The sequence below is a fragment of the Streptomyces fructofermentans genome (assembly GCF_014651055.1).
GTDB lineage: Bacteria > Actinomycetota > Actinomycetes > Streptomycetales > Streptomycetaceae > Streptomyces > Streptomyces fructofermentans.
In genome coordinates, this window is record NZ_BMWD01000004.1 from 312286 (window position 1) to 333495 (window position 21210).

The 21210-nt window shown below is 66.2% G+C and carries 25 protein-coding genes and 1 pseudogene; 5 read left to right on the forward strand and 21 right to left on the reverse strand.

The genetic code is table 11. The annotated features are described in order from the left end of the window. Nucleotides 1–32 precede the first annotated feature (32 nt). Together IE265_RS08240 and IE265_RS08245 are read left to right on the forward strand one after the other, a co-directional pair. Nucleotides 33–953: a GNAT family N-acetyltransferase gene (locus IE265_RS08240; protein WP_190034714.1), complete on the forward strand. Its 921-nt coding sequence runs from the start codon at nt 33–35 to the stop codon at nt 951–953. Next, complete coding sequence (locus tag IE265_RS08245; RefSeq protein WP_190034715.1) at nt 934–1458, forward strand: ribonuclease FAU-1 family protein; 525 nt, start codon at nt 934–936, stop codon at nt 1456–1458. The genes IE265_RS08240 and IE265_RS08245 overlap by 20 nt, the downstream gene beginning before the upstream one ends. An 11-nt stretch (nt 1459–1469) precedes the next feature. Here the strand turns inward: IE265_RS08245 and IE265_RS08250 are convergent, their stop codons facing one another. Next, complete coding sequence (locus tag IE265_RS08250; RefSeq protein WP_190034716.1) at nt 1470–2093, reverse strand: class I SAM-dependent methyltransferase; 624 nt, start codon at nt 2091–2093, stop codon at nt 1470–1472. A 396-nt stretch (nt 2094–2489) separates the two neighbouring features. Between IE265_RS08250 and IE265_RS38945 the strand changes: the two genes are divergently transcribed. Then, nucleotides 2490–2624 (forward strand): hypothetical protein, encoded by a 135-nt coding sequence (locus tag IE265_RS38945; protein ID WP_268255785.1) that lies wholly within the window; start codon nt 2490–2492, stop codon nt 2622–2624. Nucleotides 2625–2715: 91 nt separating this feature from the next. Here the strand turns inward: IE265_RS38945 and IE265_RS08255 are convergent, their stop codons facing one another. The 15 genes and pseudogenes from IE265_RS08255 to IE265_RS08325 all read right to left on the reverse strand — a co-directional run bounded on the left by IE265_RS08255 (nt 2716) and on the right by IE265_RS08325 (nt 14002). After that, a complete protein-coding gene (locus IE265_RS08255) occupies nt 2716–3201 on the reverse strand; it encodes a GNAT family N-acetyltransferase (RefSeq protein ID WP_190034717.1) in 486 nt (161 codons plus the stop codon). Nucleotides 3202–3414: 213 nt separating this feature from the next. After that, nucleotides 3415–4608 carry a site-specific integrase gene (locus tag IE265_RS08260; RefSeq protein WP_190034718.1) on the reverse strand — a complete coding sequence of 398 codons (1194 nt, stop codon included), beginning with the start codon at nt 4606–4608 and terminating at the stop codon, nt 3415–3417. 67 nt (nt 4609–4675) lie between these two features. Further along, nucleotides 4676–4924: a helix-turn-helix domain-containing protein gene (locus IE265_RS08265; RefSeq protein WP_190034719.1), complete on the reverse strand. Its 249-nt coding sequence runs from the start codon at nt 4922–4924 to the stop codon at nt 4676–4678. Between the two features lie 26 nt (nt 4925–4950). Then, nucleotides 4951–6573 carry a DNA primase family protein gene (locus tag IE265_RS08270; RefSeq protein WP_229916087.1) on the reverse strand — a complete coding sequence of 541 codons (1623 nt, stop codon included), beginning with the start codon at nt 6571–6573 and terminating at the stop codon, nt 4951–4953. After that, complete coding sequence (locus IE265_RS08275) at nt 6570–7481, reverse strand: bifunctional DNA primase/polymerase (protein WP_190034720.1); 912 nt, start codon at nt 7479–7481, stop codon at nt 6570–6572. The genes IE265_RS08270 and IE265_RS08275 overlap by 4 nt, the downstream gene beginning before the upstream one ends. Next, nucleotides 7478–8173: a class I SAM-dependent methyltransferase gene (locus IE265_RS08280; RefSeq protein ID WP_190034721.1), complete on the reverse strand. Its 696-nt coding sequence runs from the start codon at nt 8171–8173 to the stop codon at nt 7478–7480. Before IE265_RS08280 ends, IE265_RS08275 begins: the two co-directional genes overlap by 4 nt. An 89-nt stretch (nt 8174–8262) precedes the next feature. Beyond that, nucleotides 8263–8574, reverse strand: a complete 312-nt coding sequence (locus IE265_RS08285; RefSeq protein ID WP_190034722.1) for a hypothetical protein — start codon at nt 8572–8574, stop codon at nt 8263–8265. 160 nt (nt 8575–8734) lie between these two features. Continuing rightward, nucleotides 8735–10831: a plasmid transfer protein TraB gene (gene traB, locus IE265_RS08290; RefSeq protein WP_190034723.1), complete on the reverse strand. Its 2097-nt coding sequence runs from the start codon at nt 10829–10831 to the stop codon at nt 8735–8737. Between the two features lie 12 nt (nt 10832–10843). Next, nucleotides 10844–11428: a plasmid transfer protein TraA gene (gene traA / locus IE265_RS08295; RefSeq protein WP_229916088.1), complete on the reverse strand. Its 585-nt coding sequence runs from the start codon at nt 11426–11428 to the stop codon at nt 10844–10846. A gap of 17 nt (nt 11429–11445) precedes the next feature. Next, complete coding sequence (locus tag IE265_RS08300; RefSeq protein ID WP_190034724.1) at nt 11446–11910, reverse strand: hypothetical protein; 465 nt, start codon at nt 11908–11910, stop codon at nt 11446–11448. Between the two features lie 33 nt (nt 11911–11943). Then, nucleotides 11944–12326, reverse strand: a pseudogene (locus tag IE265_RS08305) (RRQRL motif-containing zinc-binding protein). Nucleotides 12327–12343: 17 nt separating this feature from the next. Next, on the reverse strand, nt 12344–13213 hold the full coding sequence (locus IE265_RS08310) for a DUF2637 domain-containing protein (protein WP_190034725.1): 870 nt from the start codon (nt 13211–13213) through the stop codon (nt 12344–12346). Then, on the reverse strand, nt 13210–13539 hold the full coding sequence (locus IE265_RS08315; RefSeq protein ID WP_190034726.1) for a hypothetical protein: 330 nt from the start codon (nt 13537–13539) through the stop codon (nt 13210–13212). The genes IE265_RS08310 and IE265_RS08315 overlap by 4 nt, the downstream gene beginning before the upstream one ends. Beyond that, the gene (locus tag IE265_RS08320; RefSeq protein WP_190034727.1) at nt 13536–13703 is read right to left on the reverse strand and encodes a DUF8839 family protein; all 168 of its coding nucleotides are present in this window, start codon (nt 13701–13703) and stop codon (nt 13536–13538) included. The genes IE265_RS08315 and IE265_RS08320 overlap by 4 nt, the downstream gene beginning before the upstream one ends. Then, complete coding sequence (locus IE265_RS08325) at nt 13700–14002, reverse strand: hypothetical protein (protein ID WP_190034728.1); 303 nt, start codon at nt 14000–14002, stop codon at nt 13700–13702. The genes IE265_RS08320 and IE265_RS08325 overlap by 4 nt, the downstream gene beginning before the upstream one ends. Before the next feature lie 635 nt (nt 14003–14637). On the opposite strand from IE265_RS08325, the gene IE265_RS08330 reads away from it, so the two are divergent. Both IE265_RS08330 and IE265_RS08335 read left to right on the forward strand, forming a co-directional pair. Next, nucleotides 14638–15405, forward strand: coding sequence for a helix-turn-helix domain-containing protein (locus tag IE265_RS08330; RefSeq protein ID WP_190034729.1), 768 nt, complete (start codon nt 14638–14640; stop codon nt 15403–15405). Beyond that, nucleotides 15405–15878: an NUDIX domain-containing protein gene (locus IE265_RS08335; protein WP_190034730.1), complete on the forward strand. Its 474-nt coding sequence runs from the start codon at nt 15405–15407 to the stop codon at nt 15876–15878. The genes IE265_RS08330 and IE265_RS08335 overlap by 1 nt, the downstream gene beginning before the upstream one ends. Here IE265_RS08335 and IE265_RS08340 read toward each other — a convergent pair. The 5 genes from IE265_RS08340 to IE265_RS08360 all read right to left on the reverse strand — a co-directional run bounded on the left by IE265_RS08340 (nt 15875) and on the right by IE265_RS08360 (nt 20848). After that, nucleotides 15875–16435 (reverse strand): HD domain-containing protein, encoded by a 561-nt coding sequence (locus tag IE265_RS08340; protein ID WP_190034731.1) that lies wholly within the window; start codon nt 16433–16435, stop codon nt 15875–15877. The two genes, IE265_RS08335 and IE265_RS08340, sit on opposite strands and share 4 nt — an antisense overlap. An 11-nt stretch (nt 16436–16446) precedes the next feature. Beyond that, nucleotides 16447–16884, reverse strand: a complete 438-nt coding sequence (locus IE265_RS08345) for a winged helix-turn-helix domain-containing protein (protein ID WP_190034732.1) — start codon at nt 16882–16884, stop codon at nt 16447–16449. 353 nt (nt 16885–17237) lie between these two features. Further along, the gene (locus IE265_RS08350; protein ID WP_190034733.1) at nt 17238–19139 is read right to left on the reverse strand and encodes an AAA family ATPase; all 1902 of its coding nucleotides are present in this window, start codon (nt 19137–19139) and stop codon (nt 17238–17240) included. Beyond that, nucleotides 19140–19661: a hypothetical protein gene (locus IE265_RS08355; RefSeq protein ID WP_190034734.1), complete on the reverse strand. Its 522-nt coding sequence runs from the start codon at nt 19659–19661 to the stop codon at nt 19140–19142. After that, nucleotides 19661–20848: a dsDNA nuclease domain-containing protein gene (locus tag IE265_RS08360; RefSeq protein ID WP_190034735.1), complete on the reverse strand. Its 1188-nt coding sequence runs from the start codon at nt 20846–20848 to the stop codon at nt 19661–19663. Before IE265_RS08360 ends, IE265_RS08355 begins: the two co-directional genes overlap by 1 nt. Nucleotides 20849–21210: the final 362 nt, after the last annotated feature.

Sequence of the window (21210 nt, forward strand, 5' to 3'; positions counted from 1 at the left end):
CCGGCCGCGTGCCACGCGTAGCGTGCGGCGTCATGACTGTGACTGTCCGCGACTTCCGCGCGGGAGACGCCGAGGGATTCGCCCGGGTCAGGCATCTGGCGCTGCCCTTCATGCTCTCCACCCCCGAGTCCATCGCCTACGACGTCGCACACGCCCATCCCGACGCCCACTTCCAGCCGCTGGTCGCGGAGGAGGACGGCGAACTCGTCGGCACGGCCCAGGTAGGCGTGGCGCACGAGAGCCCGCAGCCGGGCCAGGGCTACCTCAACGTGTACGTGCATCCCGAGCACCGGGGCCGCGGTGCCGGAACCCTGCTGGTGAGCACCGCCGAGGAGCGCCTCGCCGCCCTCGGCACGTCGAAGGCCTTCGCCTGGGTCCTGGACGACCCGACACACCGCGCCTTCGCAGAGCGCCGGGGCTACGGGGCGGGACGCTCCGCGCACTTCCTCCGTCTGGACCTGGCCAACGGCTCCCTCCCGCCGCTCCAGGAGCCGCCCGCGGGTGTCGAACTGCGTTCCGCGGCCGACTACGCGGCTGACCCCCGCCCCCTGTTCGAACTGGACGCGGAGACGCTCCTCGACGAGCCGGGCGACATCTCCTACGAGTTCACGGACTACGAGGCGTGGCTGGAGTCCACCTGGCACCACCCCCTTCTCAGTCATGAGCTGACCTCGGTCGCGGTCGTGGACGGGCGGCCCGCCGCGTTCAGCGCGGCCCGCACCGGCGGGGACGGCCGCTACGACACGGCGATGACCGGGACGGCCCGCGCCCAGCGCGGCTGCGGTCTCGCCAAGCTCGCCAAGAACGACTCGCTGCACCGCGCCCGCGCCGCCGGCTTCACCGAGGCGTTCACGGGCAACGACGCCGGGAACGGGCCGATGCTGGCGATCAACGAATGGTTCGGCTACGAGATCTGCGCCACGGAGGTGCGTCATGTCCGCGAACTCGGCTGAGTCCGCACGACTGTTGGAGGTCGTGCTCGTCAAGGCCGGCCGCACGAAGATCCGCTATCCGGCGGAGCTGCTGCACGACGACGGCACCCGCGTCACGGTCCGCGCGCCCTGGGCCGGAGCCTCGGTCCGCGACTTCGGCTTCGTGCGCTTCGAGCCGGGCGACGTCTTCACCGAGCACTACTGGCGCGACCGGTGGTACGCGGTGAAGGAGGTCCGTGACGCGGCGGGCGTCCTGAAGGGCCACTACTGCGACGTCACGCGCCCGGCCGCCGTCCTCGGCGAGGAACTGGTCGTCGAGGACCTCGACCTCGACCTGTGGCGCTCCGCGGACGGTGCGGCCGTACTGCGCCTGGACGAGGACGAGTTCGCGGCGAGCGGTATCGAGACGGCCGACCCGCGGGCCGCGGCCGCCGCCCTCGACGCCCTGGACCGGCTCGAAGCCATGGCCCGGGAGGGCGACTTCGAGGAGCTGCTGTCCTGGCCCCCGCGCTCCGCGGCCGGCTGACCCACCGCCCTTCACGGGACGGCCACCAGCGCGTACCGCTCGTCGTCGACCTCGCGGCCCCACAGCGGCGAGTCGTCCGACAGGCGGTCCACGCGGAGCTCCCGCACCAGGGGCGCGAGCAGCCCGGTCAGCCGGTCCGCGGACAGGCCGACCGGGCTCACCGTCCCCCAGACGCCCTCGACGAGGACCAGGCGCCCGCCGGGGCGGAGGAGTCCGCGCCAGTGCCGCAGGACGCGGGCCGGACCGGGCAGCGTCCACAGCACATGGCGGACGAGCACGACGTCGAACCGCTGCTCGCCGACCGGCGGCGCCGCAGCGTCACCGACGAGGAACGCCGCGTCGCGACCGGCGAGTTTGGCGCGGGCCAGCTCGACCATGCGGGGCGAGAGGTCGACGCCCGTGACGCGGTGCCGCTGTTCGGCGGCGAGCAGCGACAGGCTGCCGGTGCCGCAGCCGAGGTCGAGCACGTCGGACGGGGCGCGCGGCAGCCAGCCGCGCAGTCTGGCGGCCCATGCCTCGCGTACGACGGGGTCCCGCAGTCCGTGGTCGGGTTCGTCGTCGAAGGTGGCGGACTCGGCGTCCCAGTCGACGCGGCGCCGCTCGTCACCGGCTTCCGCCGGGTGGTCACTGGTCATGCGCCCAGAGTGACACCGACCACTGACAACGGGCCGCCGGCCCGGGCGGACCCGCAGGTTCCGGGGCGACGCACCCGACGGCTTCCGGCACCTCGCGATGCCTCCCGGCGACTCCCGGCCCCTCCCGGCCCCTCCCGGCCCCTCCCGGCCCCTCCCGGCCCCTCCCGGCGAATCCTGGCAGCTGCCCGGCGACTCCCGGCAGCTGCCGGTGACTCGCGGCGATCCCCGGCACGGTCCGGCACGGTCCGGACACGCAGACGATCACTCATGTCCGATATCTGGACTCCTGGACGGAAGGTGAGCACGACCACTGACAGGAGCCCGCCGATGAGTCAGTCTCCGGGAAACGGTCTACCTCCCGTGAACGCGGAAGCCGGTGGACACGAGGAGGCAGCCATGCGCCGCACAACCTTGCAGAAGCCCCTGAGGAAGCCGGACTCCCGCCGTCCGCGGGACGAGTCCGAGGAGCGCCCCGCACAGCGTCCGGAGGTCCGGAAGGACATCCGTCGCACCTGGTGGCCGGACGGCTGAGCCCGTCGGCGACGGGCTTCCCACGCCCCGCGCCCAGAGCCCGGCGCCCCGTGCCCCGTGCCCCGTGCCCCACGCCCCACGCCCCACGCCCTCAGGGTGCGAGGCGCTTGCGGTAGTGGAGGCGGTCGTAGGGCCCGTCCACCCTGCGCTCCAGGAGTTCGTACCCGAACCTCGGATAGATCCTCTGGTTCTCCCACATCAAGGCGTTCGTGCAGAGCCTGACCTCGGGCAGCCCGAGTTCCCGCGCGTGCGCGTCCACGAAGTCGAGCAGCCGCCGCCCCACCCCCTGTCCGTGGGCCTCCGGACGGACCGCGATGCTTTCGAGGAAGAGGTGGTCCTCGTGCGCCTCGACCACCACCAGCCCGGTCACGGGCTCCCCCGTCACGAACACCCGTCCCGCGGCCACATCGGCGGCGTGGTCCGCCTCCATGGGCTTCGGCACCACGCCGATCCGCTCGATGTAGGGCCTGTACGCGGCGTCGGTGACGGCTTTCACGGCAGCGGTGTCGGAACCCCGCGCCCGCCGGATCCCGGCGCGGGTCGAAGCGTCCGAGGCGCCGGTCGGGATCTCGTCCATGACTCGAACGCTACCGGCCGACGCGCGCCGGGCCTGCGGGCCGGACCGGCGCGCAGGCCCGGTGGGCCGCTACCTGATCCCAGCCTCAGCACTCCCTTAACGGCACCGTAAAGGCCTCTGACCTGCCGCAAGAGTCGCACTCGCAGGTCAGAGGCGGGATCCGAGGGCCTCATCTAGGCGCGGGGAGCCAAACAGGGAGCCACCGCGCACGAGTCAGCCTCCCCCGGGGGTACCTCCGTCCTTCGCGTCGTCTTCACCAAAGATGTCGTCCATCGCTTCCGCGCCCTCGGAGATGACGGGGCGCAGTTGCTTGCGGTAGACCCGCTCAGTCGTTCCGCTGCCCATGTGCCCGACAAGGCGCGCGATGACCTCGATCGGGATTCCATGGTCCGACAGCAGGGACACGAAGCTTGTCCGCAACTCTCGCGGAGTCCACTCCTGCGGATTCTGGAAACCCGCCTCTTTGAGCAGCGCCCGGAAGTTCCGGCGGACGTTCAGAGCGCTGCGTACTTCGCCGCTCTCAGTCGGGAAGACGAGAGCTTCATCGCTCCACGCTTTCCCGCCTGCCAGGCATCTGGCCTGCTCTTGGCGCTTGTGCGCCTTCATGACGAGAGCGGCTTGCCGCGGCATAGCCAGTGATCGTCGGCTCTTACGGGTCTTCGTGTCGCCGTGTCGACGCACTGAACGCCACACATCGACGTGAGGCTTGTCCCTGCCGGAGCCCGCCAGATGAATGTGGGCCCAGGTGAGGGGTCGCGCTTCCTCCGGGCGGACACCCACGAGAAGCGACAAGACCACGTAGGCGTGGATCCAGCTTCCCTCTCTCGCGCGAAGAACCGCCTCACCCTGCTTCAGCGAAAGCGACTTGCTCGGTCGGCCCGCTTGCCCGTCCGGTACCTCGACCAGTTCAGCCACGTTACGAATGGCCCTGCCTCTCCTCTGAGCGTGGCTGATCGACCGCCGCAAGATCGAATGGACCATCTTCAGAGACTGCGTCGCGAGAACCTCGGCCTCCGCCTCCAACCACTCGTCAAGGTCATCGGCTTCAAGATCCCGCATCTTGGCTTTGCCGAGATGCGGGATGATGTGATGCTCCGCGAGGCTCTTGTACGTATCGACACTCGTCACCTCCCTGCCTTTGAGCCCCTGCGAGATCCAGTCGGTCACGGCTTGGGCAACGCTGTAGTTCGCGGGCGCCTTGGCACCGTCCGCCAGTTCCTTCCTCAACTCACGAAGCTTCTGGCGGACCTCGGCCTTTGTCCTGCCTGACACCTTCGGGCGGTTGCGCTTGCCGGCCGGGGTGTAGCCGAGAGACACCGCGCCGATGTACCGGTTCTTGGACTTGTCCCAGTAGATCGAATCGTCGCCGTGTCCTGCTCTGGTACGCCGATCGGGGGTCTCGGTCATGCGTCGTTACCTTCCAAACAGAAGAGCAGGGCCGCATCCGTGGATGCGGCCCTGCTCGGTGGTGACGTCAGGCGGCTGTGTCAGCTTCGTGTTTCAGAAGTTCGACGTACTCATCGATCCACTCCACGGGCACGAGACGCCGGCGACCACGGCGGACGGTACGGAGCCGCCCAAGCCGTATCTCGTCGTACGTCGCAGTGCGCCCGATGCCAAGGAGCTCTGCTGCGACTTCCACGCTGCACAGACGGGGCAGTGTCGGAACGGCGGCCTCCGTCACAGATGCGCTCACGGAGACCTCCACGAGTTGGGCATACATTCCTCTGAGTCGCGACTCATCGGCACTCAACGGCACTCAGAGGGTTCTTGAGAGTCGATGAGTCGCGACTCTGGCAAATGTGGTTCGCGCAGGGCGAGCGTGATCCCGTTGTAGGTGATCACCTGTCGGCCGTACGCGTCACGGGGGCGAGTGCGGTTGAGTTGGGGAACGACGGACAGCAGATTGCGGCCGAACATCTGCTTCGTGCCGGGTCGCACGCCGTTGTCCTCGGACCACTCCCGCCACACGTTCCACAAGGCGTCCACGGGGACGCTGCACGTCGGACCGGTGGCACAGCGCTCGCGGACGAACGCGCTCGTTGGTGAGGCAGTGTCCTGCATGGTGGTGACTGCTTCGCGGCTGGACTGCGGTTCTGTGATCCGGCCGGTCTGCTGAAGTCGGGCGATGCCGTCGAGAGCCCAGTTCAGGATGCCGGGCATCTCCGTTGCGAGCCGGTCGGTGAGGGTGGTGTCTTCCTTGCCCAGCCATGAGACCCGCATGTTGAGCAGGATGAACCGTTTGGCGATGACACCGGAGGAGTCACCGAAGTGCGGCAGCTCGTTGGACAGCAGCATCAGCCGAGTAGGCAGCTTGCCCGTCCACTGTTCGCGGTACTTGCGGTCCACGTCGATGGTGTCCTCGCCGGAGATCGTCAGTAGCCGCTCCACGACCTGGCTGTTGTCGCTGCCGGACAGCCGGGCATCGGAGATGACTGCGAGTGGCTTGCCGATCAGGGTGGACAGTCCGAAGTTCGTGCCGAGTCCGGCAAGCGTGGGTCCGGCGAGGTTCTCTTTGCCGACCAGCTCTTTCAGCACGCGCGCGATGGTGCCTTTGCCGGAGCGGGACGGGCCGACGATCAGCATGACCTTTTGCTGGTCGGTGCGGCCGGACAGCACGTAGCCGAACCACTCCTGTAGGGCATTGATCGCGTCCAGGTCGTCAGGCCAGATCTGCCCCAGAAACCTCTCCCACGTGGGCGCGGTCGCAATCGGGTCGTAGGCGAAGGGGACGGAGACGAGGTTGAAGAAGTGCGGGCCGTGCGGGAGTAGGACACGGTCCCTGATCCTGAGCAGGCCGTTCGCGCATGCCACGATGGGGCCACAGTCCTGCTCGCTCGGGTTGCCGTTGGTGTCGAGCCAGACCGGGGCGTCGGTACCGGTGGGCAGCAGGGTGATGGCTCCCATCGCGTCGAGAAGGTTGCTGATCTTCTGTTTGGTCGGTGCCCATTCCCGCGGCTCCGGCTGTTCGTCCTTGCCCGGCACGTAGAAGACTGCGTGTTCCAGGCGCCGGTACATCGAAGCGCGCAGTTGCGCCTCATCCAGCTCCCGCCAACTCGCGCCGTTCCAACGCATCCAGGAAGCGCGCCAGTGCCGGCAGACAAGTTGCCCGTCCTCGGTCTGCCAGTCAGGCAGCAGACGACGCGCGACTGCGAGCGGATTCGATGGCGCGGGCAGTTCCTCATCCTCGAACGCGTGAGGGCCCGTCGTGCTGTCCGTGGCCGCGTTCGGGTCAGGGCGAAGAGCAGTGCGGACGCCTTCGGCGACAACCTTCGGCGCGCTACGGCCAGACACGGGGTCGGTTGGTTCGGCGGGGCCGGACCCGGTGGGGGTGGGGATGCTTTTCAAGAGGGAGGCAGGGTGGTCGCTCATGCGGCTGTCCTCGGGCGGCAGGTGCGGATGGACCAGTCCAGTGCGCTGCGGATCGTGGTCCGGCACTCGGCCGCGGTGAGTCCGGCAGCCTCGCCCTCCCCTTGAAACGCGTCTTCGACCACGTGCCGAGGGATGTCGCCCCATGCAACGAAGCGGCCCATGGCGCGTGCGCTCTCCAGAAGCCGGACGTTACGGGTGCCCTCCGGCGCCTGCCGCACGTTCCTGCGCCCCCAGGTGAGGGCTGCTTCGGCGGCCCGTCCGGTGCGCGCCGTTGGCGTGAGCGGAGGCACGCACGGTGACGTGGTGGACGGGTGCGGTGGGATGAGCAGGGCGAGCAGCCCCGGGGGCAGGGGGTTGAGCAGTGCGGGGCCCTCGATCTCGTATGTCCTGCCGTCGACGACGCTGCCGGACGCGACGACGTATCCGCCCCACGCTCGGGTGTCGACCAGTGGGGCGAGGGTCCCGGCGGTGTTGTGCAGCCGTACCGCGGCGGGGGCGGTGAAATACAGATGCTGTCCGCCGCTCGCGGTCCGGATCGTGCGGGTGCGGGGGACGGGCTGTCCGGTGCGCTCGCAGAGCGCCTCAAAGGTCGCCGCGCCGCAAGGCGCGTCCGCACTGCCGTTGCCGTTGTCCTGATCTTTGGGCATGTCCAGGTCGATGACGATCAGCCCGGACGGACCGGTCGCGATGCCGACGTTGAACGGGGCCCGCGACCATGCGGCACGGATGCGGTCCGGGTCGTTCGTGGCGCGTGCTTCCCACTTGCGGTGTCCGCTCGCGCACGGGCCGGTACGGGCGCACGCCTGCTCGCTGTGCAGGGCAGGCCGCTTCGTGCTCGGTCGGAGCGGGAAGACGTGCCAGCCGCGCGCGGCGGCGCTTAGAGCAGCGTTCAGGAGAGGGGTGTTCATGCCGCCGCCCCCAGTTCGGGCACGGGCGCCGTGGCGAGGAAGGCGCGGCCGATCCACTCCGTGTACGCGGGTGGGATGCACTCGCGGATGCCCTCGCGGGTCATCCACGGCACGCCCATGACGCGGCGGGCGAGGGGGACGCCGGAGAAGTTGCCGACGTACTGCCCGTAGTGGCCGGGCGGGACGGGGCGGCCCATCTTCGCCTGAGGCGCCATGTGGGCGGGGTGCGGGAGCTGTTCGAGAGTGAAGCTTCCGCCGGGCTCAAAGTGCCGGTGCCGGTAGGTCTCCAGGCTGAACATGGGCCCGCAGAGCATCACGGGCTGACGGAGTTTGGGGAGTGCTCCCCGTACGTTCTCGATCACCCACGGGCGCCCGGTGGTTTCCAGGGCGGTGCGGGTGGGGTCGATGAGGTCGGGGTGGGTGTTGCCGTGCAGGCGCTGGCAGTCGCTGTCGAGCTGGCAGGGGGGTGAGGTGTGGATGAAGTCGAACTCGGCTCCGTGCTCGCGGATGAACGCGACTGCGTCGCCCTGGATGAACCGGTAGGGGTAGAGGGGCTGGGGGTCGATGTCGATGCCGGTCACGTCGAATCCGGCGTCGTCGTAGCCCTTGCCTGCCCCGCCCTGTCGGCAGAACGCATCCAGCAGCCGCGGCCGATGGCCGCGTGCTCGCCGGATCATGGTGGGTTGGGTCATGCTGGATGTCTCCAGTTCCTTTGATGGATGCTGGCTGACAAGGGCGGCCCCGGTTCTTTGGCGAGATGCGGGGGCCGCCCTTGGCGTAGCTAGAGGTGCCTAGTGCGGGCGAGCCGGAGGGTGATCCCTCCGAATCCGATGGGCCCGGCAGCGCCAGCGATGACGGTCACGGTGTGGGCGGCGGCATCGAGCAGCGCGCACACCGCGACGACCAGCCCCCAGCCCCCGAGCGCGGCGGCTCCGGCGATAGCGAGCGGGATCAGGACCCTGCGCCACGGGACGCCGTTCGGGTCGGTGGTCTGCACGACGATGACGACCGGTGCCCCGGTGGCTTCGGCACGGCGGTAGGCGTCTGCGGGGACGTGCGGGGCGATGATCCCCGGCGGGTCGCGGTAGGTCATTCGGGCCTTCCTCAGGTGAGGCGCGCGCCTGTGTCCGCAGGGGCTGCGGGGGCGCGTGCGGGTGGGGTGTCAGGCGGGTGTCAGAGCCGGGTGTCAGGGCGCGTGACACCTGCGCCTGCCTAGGGGTTTGGGTGTCACGGGGTCGTGACGGTGTCAGGTGTCACGCGGCTGTCAGGGACGGCACGATGCGCCACCGGCCGGTGGTGTTCGTCGGCGCGAGTCGACCCTCCGCGGCTGCCTCCGCGAGCTTCTTGGACACCCACGGGCGGGAGAGGTTGTGGCGCTCGCACCAGTCGGACAGATCCTTGGGACCGATGATCATCTGTCCGTTCTGTTCGAACTCCGCGAGCGCCTCCGCGAGCAACCGGCGGGCCTCTTCCCCCTTCGGCTTGCGGCCGGTGCCCTCTCCGAAGATCGGGGCATCGTCTCCGTCCTGCGCTGCGGGGAGTTCGTCCTCGGGGTCGATCTGCTCGTCCTCGGGGTCGAGCGGCTGCCTCTCGTCCACGTCGTCGTCCTCCGGCCCGGTCGTCGCCGGCCCGGAGGACGGTCCGCTCTGCTGGTCGTCCCCGGCGACCGGCCGGCCGCCGTAGGCGTTGCCCGCGATGGATGCGGCGGCTCCGGCGGTGATCGGGTCGGCAATCGCGCCGTTGCGCTGTGCCCACGCGGCGACGACTTCCATGAGGGACACCGACCGGTGGGTGAAGGCGCGGGTGCGCCCCGGGGAGGCGTAACGGTCCTCGGGCACGCCCGTGCTCACGAGGTAGCAGTAACCGGGCTTGCGGTTGCCCCACGCTCCCGGGTGCGCGCCCGCATCGAGCACACGGTCCGGGAGGGAGAACCCTTCGTCGCGGGGGTCGCAGCCGAGTGCGATCACGGACGGCAGGGCCGCGCGGGTGCTGGTGGACATCTGGTCGTAGGAGGGGCGTTGCAGGGAGACGATCAGGGAGACCCCCGCGGAGCGGGCCTCTTGCGTGATCCCGGTGAACGCGTCGTCCCCCAGCGCCCGCAGGGTGCTTGCGGCCTCTTCCATCCAGGCCACGAGGAACGGCATCCCGGGGCAGCCGCACGCGGTGCCGTCCGGCCGGCAGGAGTGCTGGGGGTCGTTCTGCTGCTGTGCTGCCTGCGGGAGCCACTGCCGGTAGGAGTGCTGTCCGAGCCAGCGCGTGCGGGCGGGGATGACTTCCTGCAAGGCTTCCACCATGACCTCGGTGGGGGTGCCGCCCTCGGCTGCCCAGTCGATGCCGGGGAGCAGGGGGCGGAAGTCCTGGAACATCTTCGGGTCGGACAGCCACAGCAGCACGTCCGAACGGGAAAGGATCTCCGTCTGGAGATTGAGGGCAGTGTCGCCCTTGCCGGAGCCGGAGCCGCCCGCGATGAGGACATGGGTGCCGTTGCGGCCCGTCTGCGGGTCGCCGGGCAGCCACAGGTGCATCGGAGCGCCGTCGTCGTAGCGGCCGATCACGAGCGGCTCCGCGATCGAGCCCCCGAGGTTCGAGGGCCCGTCGTATTCGACGACCTCGGCAAGCATGTCCTCGGGGACGATGACCAGGTCCCCGCGGCGGTTGGAGTCCGGGTCGGGCTGGTAGCGCACCGCGGAGACGGGCAGGTCCAGCGCGGACGCGAGCAGCCCGAGCGCCTTCGTCACGTCGTCGTTGGTCTGCTCCCCCGCAGCGAGCGCAATCGGCGCGGTCACCCGGTTCGGCTCCACCTTCGCCGCGCCGATCTGCGCACGGGCCAGCCCGATCTTCTCCAACAGGCCCTTGTCACCGCCCTGCCCACTCGCCTCCCCATCCGGGGTGCGCAGGATCAGGCGCACGTTCCACGACAGGGCGACCACCGGCCCGCCCATCAGGTACAGGTCGTCCAAAGGTCCGGCGAGCGGTCCGGCGAGGCATGCCCCGGTCACCCACGCGGAACCCGCGGCCACGGTGATCGCGGAGTGCAGCCGGCGCTGAGCGGACGTGTTGCGGCCGACCCACCAGGTGACGCCCGTCAAGGCGACGGAGGCGAGGGTGAGGCCGACTCCGGCCGGAGCGCTCTCCCCCCACCGCCAGTTGCCGAGCGCGCCCGCGACACCGGCCGCGCCGACTCCCAGCCACGGCGGAAGATGCGGCTTGGCCCGGTTGAGGAGGTACGCGCCGATCCCGCCGCCGGAGCCCTGTCCGGGAAGCAGACCCTCGCCGCGGTAGTCGGCGACGATGCCGTCGCCGAGGTAGTCGGTGTGCCGCGCGCGGCCACCGCTGCTGTTCCTTGCCATGGTCAACCCTCCTTACTGCTGGGACCAGTCGATGACGGGCGCCTGCGGCTTGCGGGCCCGGTGGCGGACGCGGTTGATCTCTTCCTCGTACTCCTGCTGGAACGTCGCGTACGCCGCAGCCGCGCTCTTGGCCGCGTGGCGCAGGTCGTCGGAGGCGCGGCGCATCTTGCGCGACACCTTCGCCGCACGCAGGCGGGAGCCGAACGCGCGTCCCTCCGGGTCCGGCACCGCCGCGAGCACCCCGTTCAAAATCTCCGCACCCATGGCCACCTCGATGGACAGAGTCACGGCAGCCGCGCGCAGGGTGTTGCAGTAGTTGCGAATCAAGGCAGGGGAACTGAAGTCCGGAGCGGGGAGCAGGGTCTCGTGCCCGCGCCGGCTGCCGGAGCTACGGCCCCGGTTGTTGTTCACGGTGATGTTGACGGGCGGGACGAACGAGCCGCCCACCGCACCGACGAACCCTCCGACCGCAGCCCCCGCGTTGGTGAACTTGTTGGACTTGGCGCCGGTGTTGGCGTTCACGCGCGGCCGGGCCGCGTGCTGCGCCTGCCGATAGGCCCGGTTGTTGGCCCGGTTCGCGGATCCGTTGTCTGCCATGCGGTCATCTCCTTAGGTCAGTGGGTGCGGCGGACGATGAACCATGCGGTTTGCGTGCCGAGCAGGATCAGCAGCCACCAGACCTCCAGCGGACCGGCGAGCGGGCCGGCCGCGACCGCGAGCGCCGTCCATCCCCCGGCGAGAGCGGAGACGGCCGCGAGCGTGATCCGCCACGCGAGCGCCGATCCGTCGGCGGGGTGGCGGCGCTGGACGAGGGCGAACCAGACGAGGGGCGCGAGCGCGGCCGGGGCGAGCACGAGAGCCGCCCACCACGCGAGCGTGTGGAGTACGGCGGTGAGCACGAACGCCAGTAACGCCAGCCCGGTGGGGGCGAGTGCACGGCGGTGGTCCCACACGAGCAGCGCGAGCGCGGAGGCCGCGCGCCCGGTCAGTGAGTGCCGGTGTTCCGGCACGACGACGATGTACGGCTGCCGTCCGCGGCCACGTTGGCGCGGGATACGGACGGTTTTCGGGCTGGCCATGAAAGGCCCCTTCCAGGCTGGATGATGGGGTGTTCAGGCGGCGCGCTGTTCGTCGTCGGGGTAGGCACAGGGCACGCACACGCCGAGCGAGGTGGGGATGACGTATCCGGCATCCCGTCGGCACTGCGGGCAGGTGCGGCGCGCGGTGTTGGCCTTGTCGAGTGCGGCCCGTTTCGCCGGCGTCATCGGGCGAACGGGCTTGGCGCAGTCGAGGCGGTAGAGGTAGGCGACCAGCGGGCCGCGCCGGTAGCGCGGACGCAAAACCTGCCCGGCGACCGGCTGACCACCCGGACGCAGGCCACGGGCACGGAGCTGCCGGCGGGTGGCGTAACCGTCAGGGGCGCCCGCCACGGGAAGGTAGGGATCCCGTGGCGGGCGCCGTTGGGGTCAAAGCACTTGGCGTAGGAGTACGACATGGGAGCCGTCCTCCCGTTCAGCCGGTGAGCGCGGTCGGGAGGTCTGCGAGGTGCGGCTCACGGGCTTTGACCCGTCCGCGCGCGGTGCGGGCCGTCGACTCCGACGCACCCAGCCCCGCCGCGGCCATCGCCTGCGTCATGCGGGCCGTGCTCGGCTGCGTGAAATCCGTGCCGTACAGGGCGCGCACCAACTGATCCACGCGGTTCGGGTAGACCACCGGGGCGCACAGGTCGACGGGCGTCGACGCGGCGTCGACGGGGACCGGGGCAGGGGTGACGGGCGTCGACGCAACCTCCACAGCCACCGGCACGGCCACAGCCGCAGGCACCGGGGCAGCCGGCGGGGCGGTCGGGCGGTCGACGCTCACCATGACGGGCGTCGAGGGTGCGTCGACGTCCGTCGGCGGCGGGTTGACGCCCGTCGACGCACGGCGGGCAAGGTAGGCGTGCACCTGCCGCATCAACGCACCGAACGCCAGCAGCGCGGCCACCGGAGGCACCGCGGCCACCACATAGTTCAGGGCCCCGGCACCCTCACCGACACCCGCCACATTCAACGCGATAGAGGCCCCGTCACCTGCGGTGACCAGGCCAATCGCCCACCAGTCCACCCTGTGGGCGAGCGAGGCACGCAGGATCAGCAACTCACCGATCACGATGAATAGATCCACCGTGGCCGGCCACGCCCACGACCGGGCAACCGCCTCTTGCATGCCGTGACGCGCGGCGACTTCCTGCAAATGCTCGTAGGAGAGCCAGAACGCCACTGCCGTCAGGAGCACCGTGAGCACGGCCGCGAGCGCGGTGATCGCGTGGTCCACCGCGGCGGGCGTCGACGCGGTTTCGACGGGCGTCAACGACGCGTCGACGCGGGCCGGAGCACTCATGCCGCACCCCCGACCAACACCGGGGTGACGACATCCGTGTAAGCGATCAGGAGCACCGTGGCGCCCGCGTGGTCGACGCTCGCGCTCAGGGTTCCCGTCCGTCCGTCGTTCTGCTCCCGGTAGGTCACCGCGTCCGGGGCGACCGCCAGGGCTTCCCGCCACAGCTCGAAGCCGGAGAGGCCGTCGTAGAACGACAACTCCAGCCGCTCCGGGTAGATCGTCGACACGTGCACGGACGGAGCCGGCAGGTGCCCGAAGTCCACCGCCAGCAGACGCAGCGCCCGCAGGGGCACGGCCACCTCGTCAAACGTCAGGGTCCCGCTCATACGGCAGCCCCCTCGGAGATGATCAGGAAGCTGTCCGTGTCCAGGTCCATGACGACCGTGGCGCTCTCGCCCTGCTCCCGCAGGGCTGCGGCCCGCTCCTCCGCCGGCCAGGAACCGCGCGGGTGACCGGCGGGGAAGCTGTCGAGGATCTCGCGCTCACTCATGCCGCCACCGCCGTACGCACCACGGAGCCGCGCGCCGTGCGGCGCGTCCGCGGCCGACGGGCCACGGCCCGCGCGTCCCTCAGCGGGCTCGTACGCAGCAGCGTCTCCGCGTACGCCGCGGCCGGCGGGTCCGACTCCCGCAGCTCCGCGAGCACCTCGCGCGCCACGTCCAGCCGCACCACCCGATCACCCTCGGACTCCATGGCCGGGTCGGTGAACAGCTCCGGGGCGATACCAAACGCCAGCTCCGCGAACTCCGTCGCGGTAACGGCTTCATGACCAGCAACGATGCACTTCATGGGTCGTCTCTCCTCATAGACGGAACGGCCCGAAAAAGCGGCCCCGGTGCTCGAACACCGGGGCCGCGCGCCGTTGTGGAACCAGGGAATTCCGGCTCCCCGCGCTCCCGTCCGTACGTCCTCACGCAGTGAGCGGAACGGACGGACGGGAGAGGCAGCCGGCCGCGGCACAAGGCGCCGCGAAACCAGAAGACGGACCGGAGAGTTTCTCTGCAGGCGCCGCCGGTCGGTCCATCACGGCGACGCCAAAGCATTCGTTGACGCACAGCACTCCCGAAGATCGAAGGAACAAGAACCAGCACTGCAAGGGGGACCCAGTCCCCACACTCCGGCCGTTGCTCGCGGTCGCCGGGCCACCTCGCCAGTACGGGCCGAAACCCTGTTCCACCTGGCCTTTAGCGGGATTGCAGCGTCCCCGCCCTAAGAGGTACATGTAGTACGTGTTCCTCATCATGCAGAGAGAGGTTCGCCCGGTCAAGCCCTTCGGCTTTTTGAAGTTCGGTGAGCCCCTCGCCGCGATGTACCTACAGCCTGGCGCCGACACCGACGACGCTCGACTTCGCACCTGTACGACCTGGGTCGTTCTTGGATAGCGTGAAGTCGTACCAAGTCGTCCCGGCTGGACGGAGGTTGGCATGGCGAACGAGCGACTACGCGGCGCGATAGTGGACTTGGGCCTGACGCTCGATGAGGTTGCCGAGCGACTCGGGGTCGCACCCAAGACGGTTGAGCGATGGATCAACGACCCCGAGCGCAAGCCGTACCGTCGCTTTCAGTACGCCACCGCCTCACTGCTGAAGTGTGAAGTGTCGTACCTATGGCCCGACGAACGCACCTCGGCTGAAGTCACGGCCTCTGGAAACGCGGAATTAGTCAGGCTCTATCCACACCGGTCCGTCGTGATGCAAACACTATGGACGAACCTCTACTCAAAATCGACGCGGCAATTCGATGTGCTGGTGTACTCCGGCTTTTGGCTCACAGAAGACGCGACGTTCCACCGAATCGTGAGAGAGAAGTCCGCCGAGGGGGTCCCGATTCGCTTCATGCTGGGAGAGCCGACGTCGTCCGCTGTAGCAGTGCGCGGGGAAGACGAAGGAATCGGTGCGACGATGGGAGGGAAGATCCGGAACGCACTCATCAACTACGGTCCGCTCTTCCGTCTCCCGGGGGTGGAGTTTCGCCTACATGGCACCACCCTCTATAACTCGATCTATCGAGCCGATGACGAGATGCTGGCGAACGGCCATCTCTACGGCGTCGGCGCCTACATGGCCCCTGTACTTCACCTGCGACGCGTCCCCGGCGGAGAACTCTTCGACTCCTACGCTGAGAGTGTTGAGAGGGTCTGGGAGTCCGCCCGACCGATCTCCTCGCCGGCCGAATGGGAAGGCACGCACTGATGAGCCGCATTGACTACTTCCGCGACCCGAACGCTCCGCAAGCCAACTCAGTGGTGCCCTCAGTCACCGCAGTTGTCCAGGACGACTCAGGGCAGCTGCTCCTCATCCATAAGACCGACAACGGCCTATGGGCCCTTCCTGGCGGCGGTCACGACATTGGCGAACGTATCGGTGAAACAGTCGTCCGGGAAGTCTTGGAAGAGACAGGAATCCAGGTTGAAGTCGACAACATCATCGGCCTTTACACTGACCCTGCTCACGTGTTGGCATACGACGACGGGGAAGTCCGGCAACAGTTTTCTATCTGCTTCCGGGCTCACCCCACGGGCGGTTCCCTGCGCACAAGCAGTGAATCGAAAGAGGTCCGCTGGGTAAACCCGGCGGACCTAGACGGACTGGATATCCACCCGTCGATGATGTTGCGCATTCGGCACGGATTGGATGAATCGCGGGGGGAACCCTACATCGGCTAATCGTCGGCAGAGACCAGCACCAACCGGCTCTCAACACGCTCCGACGCTGCGTAGATCTCGGGAGACGCGCGCTGAATGAACCGTCCGACGATCGTGTCGGGACCGTACCGCTTCACGATCTCGTCCAGCCGCGCGGACGGCGTGGTCGGTGTCCCGTCGGGCGTTGTCGTCATGTCGCAGTACACCAGGGCGTCGACCAGGTCCGGACGCTCTAGCTCGAACTCCCCCTCAAGTTCCCGCCTCAGTCCGCGCTCCTCGGCCTCCAACAGCGCGCAAGAGTGGTGAGCGACGAGACGAACCACACGCTCATCCGCTCCTTCCTGATCCCGGAGGAATCGCGCGCCGTCCAGCGGGTGAAAGCCTGTGGTGGCGATGGCCGGCGAGTACCCGACGTCATGCAGCACGGCCGCGGCTTCAAGCAGCTCCGCATCGGCACCCAGGATCGGGCGCAACGAGCGAGCACGCTTGGCGACCCCAAGAGAGTGCGCCCACCGACGCGGCAACGGTTCGGACAGCATCGCCTCTGAGAGCGAGTACGCCCACTCAGTCAGTCCCATGGTGGCCAAGACTACGGCCGCGCCATGGGCGCTGGGAGGGCGCGCACCGTGCGCCCTCTCCCGTGCACGGTGGCGAGCAATCCGTTCCCCTCCATCTGCGCAAGGATGCGACGAACTGCGGTTCGGGATACGCCGAACCGCTCGCACAACTTTGCCTCTGACGGGTACGTGTCGCCTACCGCAAGCGAGTCCTCCGCGATCACATCGTTCATGCGATCGGCAAGCGATCGGCGGTCACCTGGCCGAGTGCTGCGCCATCCGACGCCAGGTACGGACTCGACGATGCCGTCCGCTTCCAGCGTCTTGAGCGCGCGACGCACGGTGTTCCGCGAGACGCTGTGAGAGCGCATGAGGGCCGACTCCGAAGGCAACGGCTCTCCCTCTCTGATCTTTGCTCGCAGCACAGCCGCGATGACCAGATAGGTCCCGCGCGGACTGGCGTCTGGCACCTCGACTCCCCTCACATCGTCTCTCGTTCGTAGCCAAGGATCCCACGGCGGTGTGACTCCGGGGCAGACACACTTGCCGGGCAATCTGGCACCGGTACGCCTCCGCCCGACGAGTACATGAGCAGTGCTTGAGTCCCCAACGCAAGCGGGCGCCCATCGTCTCCGCATCAGGTCGACGTGCGATCGAGGCGCCTCATAAGCGTGCTTTCCGCGGCCCAGGCACCCGCCGGTCAATGACCTGAACCTACAGTCCTAACCTGGGCAGTTGTCGAGTTCTACGATTAGCCCGCACTCAGAGGGTAAGTGGGCTCTCAGTCACCGCTCATCCCGATCGCGAACAGCAGAGCTCATCATCAGACGGTTTCCACTCCTTCACCTGGATGACTGACGCCCGGAACCAACGGTGCATCGTAAGTGAAGTGCAGTTCAGCGTATCCCTCAGGGGTACCGGCGGGAACACTATTGTCGGCGATGATCATTTGGAATGATCCCTCAAATTCGGCCCGGAGGTGCATGATGTACTCGTACACCTTCTCACCAACAATTGAATCCTCTGCGGTCTGCCCGATGTTCTTCCGAGGACTGTCGACGATCAACAAGGTTGGGTAGAGGGTATCTGGGTGAGTTAGCCCATATTGCAGGTTTGCTAGGTGGTAGGCAAGATTGACGATCGTCTTTCGAGCGCCCCCCACTGAGAGATCGTCGAACTTTGCACCGTTCACAATGGGTAGGTATGTATCCTTGTCAATCTCCGCACTCGAATACCAGGGGAGCTGCAGGGCGCCAACAATCTCATTGAATACGATTGAAAGATCATCGATCCGCGACTGATTACTGGAAAGATCGTCCTGAAGTGCTGCTTCTTGTTGAGCAACCCGCATTGCCTCCTCTTCGGCATCGCTAGCCGCGTCAACTGAACTCTGATAGTTGCTCCAGCGCGCTGCAGAGGATTCAATTTTTTCAAGTTGAGCTTCAAATCTTGCAATTTCCATTGCGAGCGTTTGGACCTCTTCAAGTTGCGGGCTAATCATCGCTGAGGCAGCGCGTTCCAACTCCATCGTCAATTCGGCTAGGTCTTCCTCTACTTGCCGCACCTTGACCTGCTGATCCTCTAGCGAGCCCTCATCCTCTTCCATCAGGGACTGAGTCTCACCGATCTGAGCGGCGAGCCGTTTTAGCTCTCCACTATCGAATTCGCTATAAACCTCCTCGGGCTGCGTGCACAGTAGGCAGTGGCCGCTCGGTACGTCACGATCTCTCACATCTTGTAGGCATCGTGGACATGAAGAGAATTCGAGCCCGCTAAGAGCCCGGTGCGCGACATCGGCTCGCTGCAATGCTTGCTGATCCAGGCGCAGTTGAGCCATCAATGACTCGCTTTTGCGGACATCAGCAGCAGTTGCGTCGCGTACTGCGATCAGTTCACTCAATTGCCCTCTGAGCTGACTCACGCGCTGGCGGGTGCCGCGCTGAGCTTCCAGAACTGCGTCACTTTCGGTACGCACACTGTCCAGCAGAGACGTTGCCTCTTCCAGCGCTCGCCTAGTTTCCTGCTCAAGGCTCTCTAGTTGCTCTAGCTCAGGTTCTTCGGCTTGCGCTAGGAAGTCCTTAATAGCCTCCGCTCTAGATTTTAGCTGAGCAGCCCTATCGGTCCATTTCCCTTTCAGAATGGCCAGATCAATAAGCTCCGGAGAATTCAACCCGTAAACCAACTCAAAGACTGCTCGGCGCTTTAGGTCAAGGTGAGAATTGGTATGGCCTACAACCTGCGTATCAATGTCATTTTGACCAAGATAGATGTACTTGTATAGGTCGAAGAAACTTACCCCTACGGTTTCACTTGTAGGCTTGCTTCGCTTCCTCGGGATTCGAAGATCAGCGGGTAGACCAAGGGCTGCCAACAGTTCCTGACTAGCCTTAGGCATATATTTCTTGTTGGTCGCTGACCACGGCCCGATCAATTCGCCTGTTGAATGGTCTACGACATCGACGTTATTTTTACCAACCTCCCTGATTAGCGTGTATCGGCGACTCCCGAGGGTCACTTGAATCTCAACAGATGTAACATTTTGTTCCACTGCCGGCATGAGTTTGGCGGACGTAGCGCCCAGCCCAAACTTGAGCAGCTCCAGGAGACTGCTTTTACCAACACCGATGCTCCCAGTTACCACAGTGACTTGGTCACTAAACGGGAATACGGCCTGGTCGGTACGAGTCTTGATGGCGAGCTGGTGAAGTCGAACAGTGGCACCCAATTAAATCTCCTCCCAATGAGGGCGATTCATGGCGTCGGGGAGTGATTCATAAATCATCTGTTTGAGCCTATTTCCCGACAAGTTGAAGTTTTGGCGCAACATCTCTGATCTCTTGTACGTCATGCTCCAATCCGAGGTTGAGGCCAACTGCGTGGCCAGAGTGTCGCCTTTCTCGGTAAGGCGGATAGAAACGCGGCCCTTCCCGTTTACGGTTTCGGCTAGCTCGTAACCTACAAGTCTCCCGATCAGTAGGAAATAGCGATGATCCCACGGTCCGTACTTATAGCGGATCATTCTGCTTTCCACAGCATTGAGCTCATCAGGGCTTGGCTCGCAGCCAAGCGGCCAACTTGCTCCTCGGGATGAAAGCAGGTGATCTGTGAACGATGGATACCTAAGTAGAAAATCTAACTTTGCAAGCTTGGTTAGTCCGTCGAGTCCTTTAGAATTCGGCTTTCCAAAGTGATGAAGAAGGATAAGGAGACGCGCCATGTGATATTCGAGATGTTCATCGGCGCGCATCAGGCTACCTCCTCTTCGCTATCAGATAGATCGAACTCTGGCGACCACCAGATCTTGCATTCATCAGTGAGTTGGTAGGCAAGGCCAAGCAGGTGCAGGCGATCCAGATCTATTCCAGAAGGCGCTCCAATGCTGTCCGGAGTAAGTTTTCCGTGCAGGACCTTGAGCATCTCTCGACCGTATGTCGAGTCAGGGTTAAAACTCTCCGCCTCAGCCATCGCGGCTTCGTGGAGGACGCGCGTAGTGAGATCGTCTATCAGGTCACCCTCAAGAGGCAAAGGAGAACTGTATTGGGCGGCAAAAGCCGTCCAAGAGCGTCGCGTCCTGCGAGCAGATTGAATTCCCGTCTCGCCGATGCCCCCTTGCCGCAACTTCTTTGCCAGTCTGGTCTCTGTCTGACCGTGAAGCGTGAGGTTCGTCTGCAGAAGAGGGTTGTCAAACGTGGGAACACGGTTGACAGCACTTGCTATGGCTTCAGCGGTAATGAGACGCCGCGCGATGTCTTCTTCTCTGAGGGTGTCGTAATCCAGAGAGTTAAAGCAAGAGAGAGTCCACGTCACATCCTCTCGGTTGTCTGCTACAGACCGAGAAGCTTCCTCGACGACTTGAACGATGGAGTCGTATACCCGCCCCGCCTCAAGGTTGCGTTTCCCTTGACGCCTCAGCATCGACCGAACGTAGGATTCAGTATTAATAGCTCTGATGTGCTTCCGAGGTGGCAGCTCAGCTTCCACCCTTAACCGCATCAAGAATTCAATTGCGTCGCGCGGGGTGGCGCAACCTAGCTTCAAATAAAGTTCTTCGGAAAAATCTTTGAGAAGTTTGGCGTCTCCTGTAGCGCAAGCTTTAGCTAGTTGCTTGGATCTACGATCCAGTGCACCGTTAGTCGCCAGACGAACTTGATCTGGCTTATTGCACTCTTCCCACCGGGCACGAAGAGTGTTGAGCCCTCCGTCGTCACAGAGACTCGTGAGGGTCCAGTTCCCCTTGCTTCTTTCGCGATGTTTGACACTCACTAGAACGAAACGGTGTCCCGATAGTGCGAGTACGTAGTCGGTGTGCCATTCGCAAAGCACCCAAAGAAGCTCACTGTTTCCGAACTCGGTACAGTGTCGCGCGATGACTTGATATTGATATCGGTATCGATCTGCGGTATCGCTGCCGCTGTCCTCGGTGGGCTCATGCATGAGCTCCCATGGCACGTCCAAGTCTGGCCCCCCAACCCCTCGTGACCTTCAGAAGCTACGCGGTTACGTTCAGCAACGCCAGAGGGGGGAGCATTGAGATCGCTGAGTGGCGAATGGACATTGCTTCCGTTGGAGCTGCGTCGCCCCCTGCGCTGGAGCCGGCCCTCCTGTCTTGCCGCGTCGATCCACTGCCCAGCCGGGAGCCATACGGGGAGCCAACTGACGCGTCCGCCTGCGGACGAACATGAACTGCCACGGACAGTGGCGCCGTTCGCCCGCAGGTGAGGCAGGGCTCTTCAACCGCTCTGCCTGAGCCCTCAGTTAGCCCTGTCTTAACGGCACCATAAGGATCGCCTCCACCC

Bases quoted from the DNA above. Each gene is read 5' to 3' on its own strand.
- IE265_RS08325 (WP_190034728.1), bottom strand. From the start codon at position 14,002: ATGAAGTGCATCGTTGCTGGTCATGAAGCCGTTACCGCGACGGAGTTC.
- IE265_RS08310 (WP_190034725.1), bottom strand. From the start codon at position 13,213: ATGAGTGCTCCGGCCCGCGTCGACGCGTCGTTGACGCCCGTCGAAACC.
- IE265_RS08335 (WP_190034730.1), top strand. From the start codon at position 15,405: ATGAGCCGCATTGACTACTTCCGCGACCCGAACGCTCCGCAAGCCAAC.
- IE265_RS08330 (WP_190034729.1), top strand. From the start codon at position 14,638: ATGGCGAACGAGCGACTACGCGGCGCGATAGTGGACTTGGGCCTGACG.
- IE265_RS08355 (WP_190034734.1), bottom strand. From the start codon at position 19,661: ATGCGCGCCGATGAACATCTCGAATATCACATGGCGCGTCTCCTTATC.
- IE265_RS08315 (WP_190034726.1), bottom strand. From the start codon at position 13,539: ATGAGCGGGACCCTGACGTTTGACGAGGTGGCCGTGCCCCTGCGGGCG.
- IE265_RS08285 (WP_190034722.1), bottom strand. From the start codon at position 8,574: ATGACCTACCGCGACCCGCCGGGGATCATCGCCCCGCACGTCCCCGCA.
- IE265_RS08340 (WP_190034731.1), bottom strand. From the start codon at position 16,435: ATGGGACTGACTGAGTGGGCGTACTCGCTCTCAGAGGCGATGCTGTCC.
- traB (WP_190034723.1), bottom strand. From the start codon at position 10,831: ATGGCAAGGAACAGCAGCGGTGGCCGCGCGCGGCACACCGACTACCTC.
- IE265_RS08260 (WP_190034718.1), bottom strand. From the start codon at position 4,608: ATGACCGAGACCCCCGATCGGCGTACCAGAGCAGGACACGGCGACGAT.
- IE265_RS38945 (WP_268255785.1), top strand. From the start codon at position 2,490: ATGCGCCGCACAACCTTGCAGAAGCCCCTGAGGAAGCCGGACTCCCGC.
- IE265_RS08275 (WP_190034720.1), bottom strand. From the start codon at position 7,481: ATGAACACCCCTCTCCTGAACGCTGCTCTAAGCGCCGCCGCGCGCGGC.
- IE265_RS08245 (WP_190034715.1), top strand. From the start codon at position 934: ATGTCCGCGAACTCGGCTGAGTCCGCACGACTGTTGGAGGTCGTGCTC.
- IE265_RS08240 (WP_190034714.1), top strand. From the start codon at position 33: ATGACTGTGACTGTCCGCGACTTCCGCGCGGGAGACGCCGAGGGATTC.
- IE265_RS08255 (WP_190034717.1), bottom strand. From the start codon at position 3,201: ATGGACGAGATCCCGACCGGCGCCTCGGACGCTTCGACCCGCGCCGGG.
- traA (WP_229916088.1), bottom strand. From the start codon at position 11,428: ATGGCAGACAACGGATCCGCGAACCGGGCCAACAACCGGGCCTATCGG.
- IE265_RS08250 (WP_190034716.1), bottom strand. From the start codon at position 2,093: ATGACCAGTGACCACCCGGCGGAAGCCGGTGACGAGCGGCGCCGCGTC.
- IE265_RS08280 (WP_190034721.1), bottom strand. From the start codon at position 8,173: ATGACCCAACCCACCATGATCCGGCGAGCACGCGGCCATCGGCCGCGG.
- IE265_RS08320 (WP_190034727.1), bottom strand. From the start codon at position 13,703: ATGAGTGAGCGCGAGATCCTCGACAGCTTCCCCGCCGGTCACCCGCGC.
- IE265_RS08270 (WP_229916087.1), bottom strand. From the start codon at position 6,573: ATGAGCGACCACCCTGCCTCCCTCTTGAAAAGCATCCCCACCCCCACC.
- IE265_RS08265 (WP_190034719.1), bottom strand. From the start codon at position 4,924: ATGTATGCCCAACTCGTGGAGGTCTCCGTGAGCGCATCTGTGACGGAG.
- IE265_RS08300 (WP_190034724.1), bottom strand. From the start codon at position 11,910: ATGGCCAGCCCGAAAACCGTCCGTATCCCGCGCCAACGTGGCCGCGGA.
- IE265_RS08360 (WP_190034735.1), bottom strand. From the start codon at position 20,848: ATGCATGAGCCCACCGAGGACAGCGGCAGCGATACCGCAGATCGATAC.